The organism is Pseudomonas taiwanensis (genome assembly GCF_013393345.1).
Classification (GTDB): Bacteria; Pseudomonadota; Gammaproteobacteria; order Pseudomonadales; family Pseudomonadaceae; genus Metapseudomonas; species Metapseudomonas resinovorans_C.
On the sequence record NZ_QJRF01000076.1, the window covers coordinates 1 to 12,969 of the forward strand.

General features: G+C 64.8%; 9 protein-coding genes. 7 read left to right on the forward strand and 2 right to left on the reverse strand.

Features of this window, described 5'->3' with window-relative positions:
- Positions 1 to 2,349: cadherin-like domain-containing protein (locus DM872_RS30765; protein WP_179062329.1), on the forward strand; the 2,349-nt coding region annotated here is incomplete at its 5' end.
- 48 nt (positions 2,350 to 2,397) lie between these two features.
- Here DM872_RS30765 and DM872_RS27270 read toward each other — a convergent pair.
- Positions 2,398 to 7,302, reverse strand: coding sequence for an alpha-2-macroglobulin family protein (locus DM872_RS27270; RefSeq protein ID WP_179062330.1), 4,905 nt, complete (start codon positions 7,300 to 7,302; stop codon positions 2,398 to 2,400).
- Between the two features lie 141 nt (positions 7,303 to 7,443).
- Here DM872_RS27270 and DM872_RS27275 point away from each other — a divergent pair, with 141 nt between their 5' ends.
- Both DM872_RS27275 and DM872_RS27280 read left to right on the forward strand, forming a co-directional pair.
- On the forward strand, positions 7,444 to 8,787 hold the full coding sequence (locus DM872_RS27275) for an MATE family efflux transporter (RefSeq protein WP_179062331.1): 1,344 nt from the start codon (positions 7,444 to 7,446) through the stop codon (positions 8,785 to 8,787).
- A gap of 35 nt (positions 8,788 to 8,822) precedes the next feature.
- On the forward strand, positions 8,823 to 9,281 hold the full coding sequence (locus DM872_RS27280; RefSeq protein WP_179062332.1) for a DUF2214 family protein: 459 nt from the start codon (positions 8,823 to 8,825) through the stop codon (positions 9,279 to 9,281).
- 86 nt (positions 9,282 to 9,367) lie between these two features.
- Here DM872_RS27280 and DM872_RS27285 read toward each other — a convergent pair whose 3' ends face one another.
- Positions 9,368 to 9,991: an FMN-dependent NADH-azoreductase gene (locus DM872_RS27285; protein WP_077523664.1), complete on the reverse strand. Its 624-nt coding sequence runs from the start codon at positions 9,989 to 9,991 to the stop codon at positions 9,368 to 9,370.
- 476 nt (positions 9,992 to 10,467) lie between these two features.
- Between DM872_RS27285 and DM872_RS27290 the strand changes: the two genes are divergently transcribed.
- The 4 genes from DM872_RS27290 to DM872_RS27305 are packed head-to-tail and all read left to right on the forward strand — an operon-like array spanning position 10,468 to position 12,950.
- Positions 10,468 to 11,709, forward strand: coding sequence for a tyrosine-type recombinase/integrase (locus tag DM872_RS27290; RefSeq protein ID WP_179062333.1), 1,242 nt, complete (start codon positions 10,468 to 10,470; stop codon positions 11,707 to 11,709).
- A complete protein-coding gene (locus tag DM872_RS27295) occupies positions 11,706 to 12,413 on the forward strand; it encodes a hypothetical protein (protein ID WP_179062334.1) in 708 nt (235 codons plus the stop codon). Before DM872_RS27290 ends, DM872_RS27295 begins: the two co-directional genes overlap by 4 nt.
- Positions 12,414 to 12,469: 56 nt before the next feature.
- On the forward strand, positions 12,470 to 12,745 hold the full coding sequence (locus DM872_RS27300) for a helix-turn-helix transcriptional regulator (protein ID WP_179062335.1): 276 nt from the start codon (positions 12,470 to 12,472) through the stop codon (positions 12,743 to 12,745).
- Positions 12,738 to 12,950 carry a helix-turn-helix transcriptional regulator gene (locus tag DM872_RS27305; RefSeq protein ID WP_179062336.1) on the forward strand — a complete coding sequence of 71 codons (213 nt, stop codon included), beginning with the start codon at positions 12,738 to 12,740 and terminating at the stop codon, positions 12,948 to 12,950. The genes DM872_RS27300 and DM872_RS27305 overlap by 8 nt, the downstream gene beginning before the upstream one ends.
- Positions 12,951 to 12,969 lie beyond the last annotated feature (19 nt).

Sequence of the window (12,969 nt, forward strand, 5' to 3'; positions counted from 1 at the left end):
GACAGCCTCACCGACACCTTCCAGGTGTTCAGCGCCGACGGCACTGAAACCAGTGTCACGGTGACCATCGCCGGCACCAACGATGCCGCGGTGCTGAGTTCCGCCAGCGTCGAACTGGATGAATCCAATCTCCCGCTGAGTACCGACGGCACCCTGAGCATCAGCGACGTCGACAGCCCGGAGACCTTCGAGGCGCAGACCAATGTCGCCGGCGATTACGGCAAGTTCAGCATCGACGCCAATGGCGCCTGGACCTACGTCGCCAACTCGGCCTTCGACGAACTGAATGTCGACGACAGCCTCACCGACACCTTCCAGGTGTTCAGCGCCGACGGCACCGAAACCAGCGTCACGGCGACCATCAAGGGCACCAACGACGCACCCACCACCACTCCGGTAACCCTCGCCGCCATCGCCGAGGACAGCGGTACCCGCCTGATCACCCAGCTCCAATTGCTGGCAGGCGCGCAGGATGTCGACAGCACCGGTCTGACTGCCAGCAACCTGCAGATCACCTCGGGTGGCGGCACTCTGGTCAGCAATGGCAACGGCACTTGGAACTACTCCCCGACACCCAACGACGACAGCTCCGTCAGCTTCAGCTACACGGTCAGCGACGGCTCGCTCAGCGCATCCGGCAGCGCCAGCCTGGATATCACCCCGGTCAACGATGCACCGGTCAACACCCTGCCCGGCGCCCAGACTACTCCGGCCGGAACACCCAAGAGCATCAGTGGCCTGAGCGTCGCCGATGTGGACGCAGGCTCGGGCAACCTGACCGTGACGCTGCAGGTCGCCCACGGCACGCTCTCCGCGCAGTCCATTTCGGGCGGGGCCTCCATTGGGGGACTTAACACCGCGATGCTCACTCTCAGCGGAACGCTCGCCCAGATCAACACGACGCTGGCCGCCAATATCGGCTACCTGTCTGCCGCTAATTTCAGCGGCAACGACACCCTGACCATGACCACCAGCGATGGTGCCGCCAGCGACGTCGACAACCTGGGCATCACGGTGAACTCGAATAACCTTGCCCCTGTGGCGACCAACGACACGGTGATCGTGTCAGGCGGCACCCACGTGGTCATCTCCGCTGCCGCCCTGCTGGGCAACGATTTCGATATCGACGGTCAGTACTTGAGCATCACGGCACTCAACGGTGCGGGACTGACGGCCAACGTAACCAGCCTGGGCTTCGTCGCCGGCAGCAATAACAGCCTGATCGAGTTCGATACGGCCAATAACAAGACTGACTTCGGCAGCTTCACCTACACGCTGTTCGACAACGTCGACAAGACCGCCACGGGAACCGTGACCCTGACCGGCGTGGCCATCAGTCCGGGCAACCAGGATGAAACGGTCACCCTGCCATCCAGCGGTTATCAGGCATCCTTCATCGATGGCAAGGCCGGAAACGACTCGCTCACTGGAACCAGCATTGCCGGTGGCACCTTCGTCGGTGGAAGCGGTGCGGACACCCTTATCGGCGGACTGGGCGATGACCGCCTCCGCGGTGGTGCAGACAACGATTCGCTGAACGGCGGTGCAGGGGTCGACATGCTCGACCTGTCCGATGCGACCAGTGCGCTCACTTTCACGCTGACTCAGAGCAACGTCAGCACAGGGGTGAACCTCACCAGCATGGGCCTGGGCCAGGACACTTACCTGAACATGGAAGGCGTGATCGGCTCGGCCTTCGGCGACACCCTCACCGGCAGCAACGGCAACGACGTCCTTCGCGGCGCCGCTGGCAACGACAGGCTGAATGGCGGAGCAGGCGCCGACCTGCTCGACCTGTCCGACGCGACCGGTGCGCTCAATTTCACGCTGACGCAGAGCGCCAGTGACACGTCCGTGAACCTCTCCGGCGTGGGCCTGGGCACCGACATCTACCTGAACATGGAAGGCGTGATCGGCTCGGCCTTCGACGACTTCCTGTTCGGCAGCATCAACAGTGATGAACTCCGTGGTGGGGCTGGCAACGACACCCTCAATGGGGGTGACGGTGCTGACGTGCTCACCGGCGGCCTAGGTGCAGACCAGCTGACCGGCGGCAACGGCGCGGACCTATTCCGGTTCAACAACCTCAGCGAGGGTGAAGACCGCATCCTCGACTACAGCGCAGCCCAGGGAGACAGGCTCGACTTCTCGGGACTGCTCGGCACCAGTTCACTGCCGGAGGCCATGGGCAACTACGTCAAAGCGGTGCAGGTTGGTACAGACATCTCCGTACAGGTGGATGTCAACGGCAGCACTGGAGGGGCGAATTTCGTCGAGCTGGTCACCATCACTGGCGTTCAACAGGTAACGGCGACCTTCGGGGGCGGCGACCACATCATTCCGAGCTGACGCTGTACCCCCTCTCCCCGAACGGGAGAGGGGGCTCCGGCTCGGTCCTTACTTGCCTCTCACCACCAACTGCTCTGGCGCGTCCCCCAGGGCCTGCCAGTTCGGCCGGTACATGGACTCCACCGTGGGCGGCGGCACGCGGTATTTGCCGGGAGTGACGGCACGGGCCAGGTACAGCAGGTGGGTGGTGCCGTACTCGCCGACATCCAGCGCCGCCACGTAGCGGTCGTCGCGGAATTCCTGGTGCTTGATGGCCGCATTCTGCATGGACTTCTGCCATTCCTTCACCGCGCTGCTGGCGTCGTCGAGGCTGGCGGCACTCTGGGCGAGGTTCTGGTTTTCCAGCTCCAGGCCGGCGGGTAGCAAGTCGACCACCAGGGCATCAGGCACGCGCTCCTTCGCTTCGATGGTCAGGTGCACCAGCACCAGCTCGCCGCTGTCCAGGGCGTTGAGGTCGAGGCGCTCGCCATTCGCGCCGAGGAACTCACGATGGATGGAGAGGTTCTCGCCGCTGGCAGTTGGAGCGGCCAGCGGATAGCCGGAGAGCGTGAGTTGCTGGTACAGCGGCTCGGTGCCTGCGGAGGTGATGCTCAACGGCTCGGCCAACAGGTCACCCTCCAGCTTGAGCCCCGGCTGCTGATTGTTGAGCTCGCGCTGCTGGCCGCCCGCACTGAGCTGCGCGCTCCAGTTCGGCTCGGGCTTGCCCAGCAGGCCGCGACCGGCCAGGTACAGCGCGTTGCGTTCCTGGGTGGAGAGCCAGCGCTCGCCGGCCACCAGATCGGCCAGGTCGAACAGACGTTGCTCGCGGGCACCGGCAGCCAGGTCGTTCTCCTCCAGCAAGGCGAGGATCAGCGCCTGGTCGCGCAGCGGACTGCCGTAGTCGGCCAACCAGTCGCGGCTGTCACGCTGGAAGCGCAGGCCCAACTCCAGGGCCTGGTCGGCGCGCGGTGCGTCGCCCATCAGCTTGAAGGCCACCGCCAACTGCACCAGCGGCAGGCCGGAACGAGCGTCGGCACGGCGTTCCCATAGACTGCGCAGCGCGCCCAGCGGCGCCTGCTGGCTGCGCGCCAGGACGTAGCCGGCGTAGGCCTGCACGGCAAAGCGGGTGTGGTCGGCGTTCTGGCTGTAGCTGACCTCGATCAGGCTGCGCTCCTGCAGGTAACGCAGCAAGCGCTCGCTGGCCTTTTTCAGGGCTTCCGGCGGCACGGCGAAGCCTTGATCGCGGGCGCGCAGGAGGAAGTCGGTGACATAGGCGGTCAGCCAGTATTCCTCTTCGCTGTCGGCACTCCACAGGCCGAAGCTGCCGTTGTAGCGCTGCATGCCCAGCAGGCGTTCGATGCCGAGTTCGATGGACTTGCGGCGCGCCTCGTCCGGCTCACCTTCCAGGCCGAGGCGCTTGAGGGAGGCGGCGTCGGCATAGAGCGACGGGTACAGGCCGCTGGTAGTCTGCTCGGCGCAACCATAGGGATAGGCCTTGAGCGCGCGAATCTGCTCGCCGAGGTTCAGCGGCGGGCGACTGGACAGTTGCAGCAGGGCCTCGCGGCCGTCCGGCTCGTAAGCATCCAGGGTGCCAGCCGGCAGGCTCCAGCTATCACCCTTGAGCACCGCGCGGAATTGTTTGAGCTGCGCCGGATAAGCCGGACGCACACCCAGGGTCCATTCGCGGCTGAACGGCGGCAGGTTCTCGCCCGGCAATTCCAGGCCGTTCACCGTCACCTTGAACTGGCCTTGGCCGTAGCCACCTACAGCGCGCACGGGGATGCGCAGGGTGGTGCGCTGGCCATCCTTGAGCTGGATGGGTGCGGTCTGGCCACCGGCGCTCTGGGCGAGGTCCAGTTGACCGCTGCTTTCAAGTAGCACGTCCAGGCGCTGGGGCTTGCCGGACAGGTTGGTGAGGTCCAGGGCCAGCGTGGTCTGGTCGCCACCGGCAAGGAAGCGCGGCGCGGCCAGTTCCGCCACCAGGGGCGCGGCCACCACCGTTTTTGCTTCGGCCATGCCGTAGCGCTCGTCGGTCCAGGCCTGGGCCATCAGGCGCAGCTCACCGTTGAAGTCGGGAATGTCGACGCTGACTTCGCCCTGGCCCTGCTCATCCAGGACCACCGGCGCACTTTGCAGGGCAACGATGGTGACGCTGGTCTGCGGACGCTTGCCGCCACCGGCGAGCGCGGCGTCGCCACCGAAGGCCATGGTGGCCAGGCGGCCCTGGCCGGCTTCGATCAGTTGGCCATAGACGTCGAGCTGGTCGGCGCCGTAGCCCTTGCGGCCGAACAGGCTGGCGAAGGGATCGGGCGTGGCATAGCGGGTGATGTTGAGGATGCCCACGTCCACGGCGGCCACCAGCACGTTCACTGATTTCGGCACGCTGCCATCGGCATTCTTCGCCCCTACCTGGACTTTCAGCGGTTGCTTGGGCCGCATCTTCTCCGGCGCACTGAGAGTCAGCGCCAGCTTGCGCGGCGCGCGATCCAGCGGCAGGTGCAGCAGGCCCACGGCGCGCTTGGGCGTGACGCTGGCCTTGCGCTCGCCGGGGCGGATTACCAGGGCGCTGACGTAGAGGTCATGGCGCGCCCAGTCCTTGGCGACGGGTATATCGAAGCTCTTGCCTTCGGCCGGCACCTCGATGGGTTGCCACCAGAGCGGGCCCTCGGCGGATTCCACCAGCAGGTAGCCGCTGCCCGCGCTGGGCGGGGTGACGGTGACTTTCGCGGTGTCGCCAGCGGCATAGCCCGGCTTGTCCAGCGCCAGCTTCACCTGATCCGGACGTACCGCGCCGCCTTCGGCGTTGTCCTGCCAGCGGTAGCCGGCCCAGAAGCGCAGGCTGCTGGTGATACCGGTGGCCGGGTCTTCCACTTCCACACGGTAGGGGCCCCACTCCACCGGGAAGCTGACCTTCGCGGTGCCACCGGCGGCGACCTGCACCTGCTCTTCGGTGAGGTTCAGGTACTTCTCGTTGTAGTGGTAGGTCCAGCCGTCGCTCTCGGAGTAGTTCCAGTAGTAGTCGCGGCGCTCGCGCACCAGGCGCACCTTGAGGTTGTCGGCAGCCAGCTTGTTGCCTTCGGGGTCGGCCACCAGCAGTTCGAACTCGGCCACGCTGTCGGCGTCGGTTTCTTCACCGTCGAACAGGGCGCGCAGGCCCGGCAGGCGCTCGGCCGGCCACACCGGCTGTACCAGACGACGGGTGATCGGACGGCCGCCGGACTCTTGCAGGCTGGCCTGGAGGATGAGCTGCACGGGCGACTTGGCCTCGGCCCAGCGGGTGTCGATATTCAGCTCGGTCTTGCCGTCGGCATCCAGCTGGGTTTCGTCGAGTTCGATGTCCTGGCTCAGTTCGCCCTCCATCACCGAACCAAACTGGTAGCCGGGCAGCACCTTCACCGCTTCGCGCAGCGGACGCACGTAGAGCTGGCCGGTCAGGCGGTTGCCGGAAGCCGGCGCGCCATAGAGGTAGCGGCCGCTGACCTGGAAGCGAGCGTTGTCGGCTGGCGCGAAGGGCTGGTCGCTGCCCTTGAGTTCCAGCGCCATGCGCTCGGGCAGGAAGTCTTCCACGAGGAATTCATAGAGCTGCGGCTTGCCATCGCCCAGGTCGAACAGCAGTTGCCAGCGCCCGGTGGGGGCCTCGGCGGCAAGCGGCAGCTGGTACTGGTAGAAACCACCCTCCCCAGCTGCCCAGACGAAGCGGCGGCTGACCTGTTCATCGGGGCGACGTACTTCGACGGTAACGGGCTGATCCTTCACCGCGCGGCCATCGGCATCCCGCAGCAGGGCATTGAGCAGCACGGTCTCGCCCGGACGGTAGAGATCGCGCGGACCGAAGACGAAGAACTGCAGGGCATGACTGGCTGGGCCGGCAATGTCGAACTCGGCCAGGTCCAGCGCCGGCGCGGACAGGCGCAGCAGGCTGGTCTGTTCGTCCTTGCGGGCGATCAGCACTTCGGCCTTGGGCGCCAGGGGAATTTCGGCGTGACCTTTGCCGTCGGTCTTGCCTTCGGCCAGCACGCGGCCTTCGCCATCCAGCAGTTCCAGGGCGATACCGGCCTGAGCGGCGCCGCCTTCCAGGGCCTGGGTGAAGACATCCAGGCGGTCGCTGTAGCGGTGCGCGGAAAGGCCAATATCACTCAGGGTGAAGAGCGTCGCCGGATTGGAATAGGCGTAGCTGCCGGACTCTTTCATCACCGCCAGGTAGACGCCCGGTTGCTTCATCGGCTCGAGTCCGGCGATGGGCAACAGCAGGGTCTCGCGGGTATTGCGGGCGGGCTTGAGATCGAAGCGGCCGGTGTAGACGAGGTCCGCCATCTTCAGCAGCTCGCGCGCTTCCCAGACGTCCAGCGCGCCGCGCTTGCCCCAGCGGGCGAGGAAGCCCGGCAGGGATTCGGTCTTCACGCGGAAGAAGTCCACATCCACCTTGTCGACGTTCAGCGCGATCACCGGCAGGCCTTCGGCGAGGCGGGTGGGCAGCAACGAACCCCGGCTGGCGAAGCCGACGGTGGCCTGCAAGTCGCGGGTTTCCAGGCGGGTGACATGCTCTTCGGCGAGACGCGCGTCGTTCACCGCGCGCAGGCCGGGGTCGATGGTCAGCACCAGCTTGCGCTTGGGTTCCAGGTGGCGCAGGCGCAGCTCCATCAGGTTGTCGGAGAGTTCCCAGGCGCCATCCACCTTGCCGTCCTTGCTGTCCACCAGGTGCAGGCGCTCGGCGAACGTCTGCTCCGGGTCGAGCGGCACCGAGAAGGTCACCGACAGCGCACTGGCGCCGTCGAGCTGCACTTCGGATACGTCGATCACCCGCAGCTCGCGGCCTGCGTAGCGTTTGGCCAGAGCGGCGGTATCGACGGCTGGGCGCGCCGCGTCCTGGGTAGCGGCGGGTGGCGACTTGCTCGCCGCCTGCTCGGGGGTGGAGGAATCGCAGGCGCTGAGCAGGCTCAGCACCACGGCCAGAAGTAGTCCTTTCTTCGGCATGGCAGGCTCTCGATGGGGAGTGCGTATAGGCGGCGAACTATAGACCAGCCGGGCGCTCCGGTGGCAGCTGGATGACGGCAGGAGCGATGCGCCTCACGAAACGTCGCGCCGCTATACTGCGCGGCCTGACTGGAGCCCTGCATGAGCCTGTTCCTCGACGCCTGGCGGCATAAACCGACCCACCGGAAGGTCTGGGCGCTGGCCGCCCCGATGATCCTCTCGAACATTTCCGTACCCATGGTCGCCCTGGTGGACAGCACCGTGGTGGGCCATCTGCCCCACGCTCACCAGTTGGGCGCCGTGGCGGTGGGCAGCACGCTGTACATGCTGCTGCTCGGCGTGCTGGGCTTCCTGCGCATGGGCACCACCGGTTTCGCCGCCCAGGCCGCAGGCCGCGCGGATGGCGGCGCCCTGCGTCAGGTGCTGTTGCAGGGGCTTGGATTGGCGCTGGGATTGGCACTGCTGCTGGGCCTGCTGGCGGTGCCCTTCAGCGACCTGGCCCTGAAGCTGATGAACCCCTCGGCCGAACTGGATTCGCTGACCCGCGAGTTCTTCCACCTGCGCCTGCTCGGATTGCCGGCGGCCCTGGCCAACTACGCCCTGGTCGGTTGGTTCCTCGGCACCCAGAACGCTCGCGCGCCACTGGCCATCCTGCTGGGCACCAACCTGGCCAATATCGCCCTGGCGCTGTGGTTCGTCCTCGGACTGGACTGGGGCGTGGTTGGCGCGGCGCGGGCGGCGGTGATCGCCGAATGGAGCGGCGCGCTGATCGGCCTGACGCTCACCCGCAGCGCGCTACGGCGCTATCCCGGACACATCGACTGGCCGGCCCTTCAGCTGTGGCGCAACTGGCGACCGCTGCTGGCGGTGAACCGCGACATTTTCATCCGCTCCCTGGCGCTGCAACTGGTGTTTTTCCTGCTGACGGTGCAGGGCGCCCGGATGGGCGACGCCACCGTGGCGGCCAACGCCCTGCTGCTCAATGGCCTGCTGGTGACCGCCTACGCCCTGGATGGCCTGGCCCATGCCGTGGAAGCCCTGTGCGGCCACGCCATCGGCGCCCGTGACCGCCTGACCCTGCACCGCTCGCTGCTGGTGGCCGGGGGCTGGTCGCTGTTGGCGAGCCTGGGTTTCGCGCTGTTCTTCGCTGTAGCCGGCGGGCTGTTCATCGACATGCAGAGCGATATCGCGACGGTCCGCGAGGTGGCCCACACCTACCTGCCCTACCTCGCGCTGCTGCCTCTGGTCGCCGTCTGGAGCTACTTGCTGGACGGCCTGTTCATCGGCGCCACGCGGGCCCGCGAGATGCGCGACGCCATGCTGGTCGCCGTCATCCTTAGCCTGCCGCTGGGTTGGGGACTACAGTTTCTCGGCAATCACGGCCTCTGGCTGGCGTTCCTCGCCTTCATGGCAGTGCGCGGGCTCAGCCTGGGCTACCTGGCGTGGCACCTGCAACGCCGCGACGCCTGGTTCGTCGCACGATAACGACAACGAAAACCTGATGACCTGAAGGAGTTTCCATGGGACAAGCCGTCGCCGCCTATCTGCATTTCCTCTCGATCTTTGTGCTGTTCGCCCTGCTCGTTCTGGAGCACCGCCTGTTCAAGCTGCCGCTCGACCTGGAGCGCGCCCGCAGCCTGGTGCGCATCGATCTGATCTACGGCCTGGCCGCTGGCGCGGTGATCGTCACCGGCCTGGCGCGGGTGTTCTGGTACGGCAAGGGCCTGGATTACTACCTGCACAACTCGATGTTCCACGCGAAGATGGGGCTGTTCGTGCTGATCGCCCTGCTCTCCGGCTTCCCGACCTTCGTCTTCCTCAACTGGCGCAATGCGCTGAAGGCCGGCCGCGTACCCGAGGTCAGCCCCGGCAAGGCCAAGGCGGTGATCATGGTGATCCGTCTGGAGTTGCTGCTCGCTCTGCTGCTGCCGCTGCTCGCGGTGCTGATGGCGCGGGGTTATGGGGTGATCGCGAGCTGAAACGAGGGCGGTGCAAGCACCGCCTTGTTGGGCTTCGCTTCGCTCTGTACCAACCTACGGTCGTAGGGTGGACTACGGCATCGAGCCTATAGCTGCACGTCGGGGAAGGGCTCGGGGGCGAATACCGGGTTGAAGGACAGGCGCTCCCGCGCTTGTTGCAGGGCCGCTGCCACTGCCTCCTCGCCGTCGGCCAGCCCCTGCAGGTGGAGGTACTCCACATGGTGCAGGCCGATGATGCCGAGCACATGGCGCAGGTAGGGGGAGAGGAAATCCATCTGCTTGGCCTTGGCGCCCAGGTAATGGCCGCCTGAACTCAGCACCACGAAGGTCGGCCGATCCTCCAGCAGGCCGTCACGCTGGCCGTTGTGGATCTCAAAGGTGCGGCGGATGCGCACCACGTAGTCCAGCCAGAGCTTCAGCGCCGCCGGCACCATGTAGTTGTGCATGGGCGTGGAAATGATCAGGTAGTGGCTGCGCTCCAGCTCGCCGATCAGTTGCTCGGACAGGGCGAAATGTTCGTCCGAGCAATCCGACTTGCCCACCACCGCCTCCGCATAACCCGCACACAGTGGCGGCAGTGGTTCACGCACCAGGTTGCGGACGATCACCTCGGCCTTGGGGTGGATACGCCGAGCCATTTCCCGGGCCAGTTGCCCACCGGGTGAGGCCAGGTCGTTGGGGCTGCATTCGAGCAGGAGGACGCGTGGCATTGGAGAGGCTCCCGACAAGTTGAAAAATGCACGCAAGCATGAAAGCGCCGGATCGGGATTTTCGCCAGCGATTTTGGTCGGGTCGATGACCAGACGGCGGAGCCTTTCGCGAATGAATTCGCTCCCACAGGTTCACCTTTCCCCGACACGTGGCTCAACGCTTTTCGTAGGGTGGATGACGCTCTTTTCATCCACCAGCGGTGCCCGGCCAATGCCCCAGCGGTGGACCGGTAAAGCGTGGTCCACCCTACGGATGAAGCCCATTTTTGCCCCTGACCTGATACCCAGAATGAAAAAGCCCGGCACTTGGCCGGGCTTTTTTATTTCCGTGGTTGTCCATGCCACTTCGCTATACCTATTGAGTACTGGGGTTTTCCGCTATTATCGTGTCTCCAGAGTCCCGCCCGTATCTACCGCATCCCACAAAAAAGTGTGGGGTTGAGTGTGGGGTTAGGCTTGAGCATTGAGGAAGTAGCATGAGCGGATTGAACCCCAAACAGGTTGAGCACTTGAGCGAGCCGGGCCGGTATCTGGACGGTGACGGGCTGTACCTCGTCGTGAGCAATGCGGGTAGCAAATCATGGCTGCTGCGCTATCAACTCGGTGGCAAGCGCCGGGATATGGGGCTGGGCCCGTATCCGACCGTTGCGCTCAAGGCCGCACGGCTGGCGGCCACTGAGGCACGCTCGCTCATCATGCAGGGCCGTGACCCGCTGGACGAGCGCAAGGCAGAGCAGCAGCGCCAGAAGGAGCAGCGGAAGGCTGAAAAAGCCAAGGCCGTCACCTTCAAGTCACTGGCGGAGGATTACCACCGGGCGCATTTCGACCATGTAACCAAGGCCTGGCGCGCCGGCTGGCTGTCGAAGATGGAGCGCTATGTCTTTCCGGTCCTGGGTGAGCTGTCGCCCGCCAGTATCGACACTGAGTTGGTCATTCGCGCGCTCAGGCCGATTTGGAACGCAAAGCCGCGCACGGCCAATGAGGTCCGGGGCCAGATTGAAAGCGTCTTGGATTCCGCCAAGGCGCTTGGCCTTCGATCTGGCGAGAATCCGGCCCGCTGGCGCGGCCATCTGGACAGCCTGCTGAGCCGTGCCGACAAGAAGCGGGCCGCGCAGAAGACCAATCATCCGTCGATGCCCTGGCGCGATCTGCCCGCATTCATGGGCAAGCTCGCCGCTACCACTGGCCGCGATACACAGGCGCTGCAACTGGTGATCCTGACCGCCGCGCGGGCGGGCATGGTGCGTTTGGCGACCTGGGATGAGTTCGACCTGGAAGCTGCCACCTGGAACCTGCTACCCGAGCGCATGAAGACCCGGCAGGCGTTCGCCATCCCGTTGTCGAAGCAGGTCGTGGAATTGCTGCGCACCATCCCGCGCATGGTCGGCAGCCCCTACCTGTTTCCTGGTACTGGAAAGTCCGGTGTGATGGGACGAATCGCGTTCCTTCAGTTGCTGCGTACCCTGGAGCAGCCCGACATCACCACTCACGGCTTCCGGGCCACCTTCCGCACCTGGGCCAGCGAATGCACCCACTATCCGCGCGAGGTCTCCGAGCTGGCGCTGGCGCATGATGAGCGCGACCAGACCGAAGCCGCCTACAGCCGCAGTAACCTGCTGGAGAAGCGCCGCGATCTGATGCAGGTCTGGGCCGACTTTGCCACCACTCCGCCCGTGGCGAATGTCATTCACGGCGCGTTTGGGCGGGCCGAAGCATGAGCAGCAAGTACAAGCCCCGCCAATACACGGGCGACTTGGCAGGACCTATCAGGCCGAAACCGCTTGGGCTGTTGGCTGGTCCCGAGGAGTTCGCGGCGCAGGCTCGGGAAATCCAGGCTGAGCAAGAGCGACGGCTGGTCCTGCTTTTTGAAGCGCACGGTGTTGAAGCTGGAGATTGGTGGGGGCTGGGTTCGTGCCTGGTGCTCGACTTGCCCGGCTTCCAAATTGAGTTTGGCCCTGGTCCTGGCAGGCCTCAGGTTTGGCACACACTCGCTCGCGCCATATTGGTGGTGAGTATTGAAGAGCTTGAGACGAAGGGGCTTACAAAGAAACAGGCGTGCGCGCGTTTGGCGGGCGTGGAGCCATGGAAATCCATGGTCGGTCACTCGAATGGCGGCGGGACACTGAGGAACGAGGCCACCCGCCTAGATGAAGTCGGAAAAAATTACCTTCGAATGGTTCGTGATGGCCGCGCGCTCAGTCATACGTATCTCGCGTGTATAGACGAGCTCCTCGCGCTTATGGATGAGCCTGGGGCTGATCCGGAGGGGTGTCGCAAGCTTGTGGAGGAGCGTCGTGCACTTCTCGAAGAGCTTGGGACGGAGATGGATGACATTGACGCGCTTCTGAAAAAGCTTGGAACATTTGCACGTAAATACCTTGACCAAAATGACGTGCAACACGGGCAAGAAGTCGCGCAATAGTATCGGTGTCCACGGCGCTAAATGACTTTGGCGCCATTGATTCGCGAGGAGCGAACATGGACACCCCCCACCCCAAAGGCCACCCCGTTTCTTTGCTGCGTCTACGCGATGTAATAGCCCGCGTCGGGCTGCAATCCAGCTTCATCTATCAGGCCGTTAAAAAGGGCACTTTCCCGAAGCCTATCAGGCTCGGCGACAGTGTTTCTGTGGCTTGGCTTGAGTATGAGGTGGAAGCTTGGCTCCAGGCGCGCATTGACTCCCGCCACCCGGTCACCATCCCCCGCCCGCGTCGTCTCAAAGGGTGTCGTGTATTGGAGCAGGCCAATGACTGACTATCTGCGCGTCATGCGTATCGAAGAGGTCATTAAGCGCACCGGGCTGGCCCGTTCCTCCATCTACAAGTACGCCCTAAACAGGACTTTCCCGCAGCAGGTTCAGCTTGGTGTTGGTGGTGCTGTTGGTTGGCTTGAACATGAGGTTAATGCTTGGGTGAAGGAGCAAATCGAAAAGAGTCGTGGCGAAACCTCCAATGCATAAAAAAGCCGGACGTAGGCGC

Coding starts and splice junctions, on each gene's coding strand:
- DM872_RS27295 (WP_179062334.1), top strand. CDS start 11,706: ATGAGCAGCAAGTACAAGCCCCGCCAATACACGGGCGACTTGGCAGGA.
- DM872_RS27275 (WP_179062331.1), top strand. CDS start 7,444: ATGAGCCTGTTCCTCGACGCCTGGCGGCATAAACCGACCCACCGGAAG.
- DM872_RS27305 (WP_179062336.1), top strand. CDS start 12,738: ATGACTGACTATCTGCGCGTCATGCGTATCGAAGAGGTCATTAAGCGC.
- DM872_RS27280 (WP_179062332.1), top strand. CDS start 8,823: ATGGGACAAGCCGTCGCCGCCTATCTGCATTTCCTCTCGATCTTTGTG.
- DM872_RS27290 (WP_179062333.1), top strand. CDS start 10,468: ATGAGCGGATTGAACCCCAAACAGGTTGAGCACTTGAGCGAGCCGGGC.
- DM872_RS27285 (WP_077523664.1), bottom strand. CDS start 9,991: ATGCCACGCGTCCTCCTGCTCGAATGCAGCCCCAACGACCTGGCCTCA.
- DM872_RS27300 (WP_179062335.1), top strand. CDS start 12,470: ATGGACACCCCCCACCCCAAAGGCCACCCCGTTTCTTTGCTGCGTCTA.
- DM872_RS27270 (WP_179062330.1), bottom strand. CDS start 7,302: ATGCCGAAGAAAGGACTACTTCTGGCCGTGGTGCTGAGCCTGCTCAGC.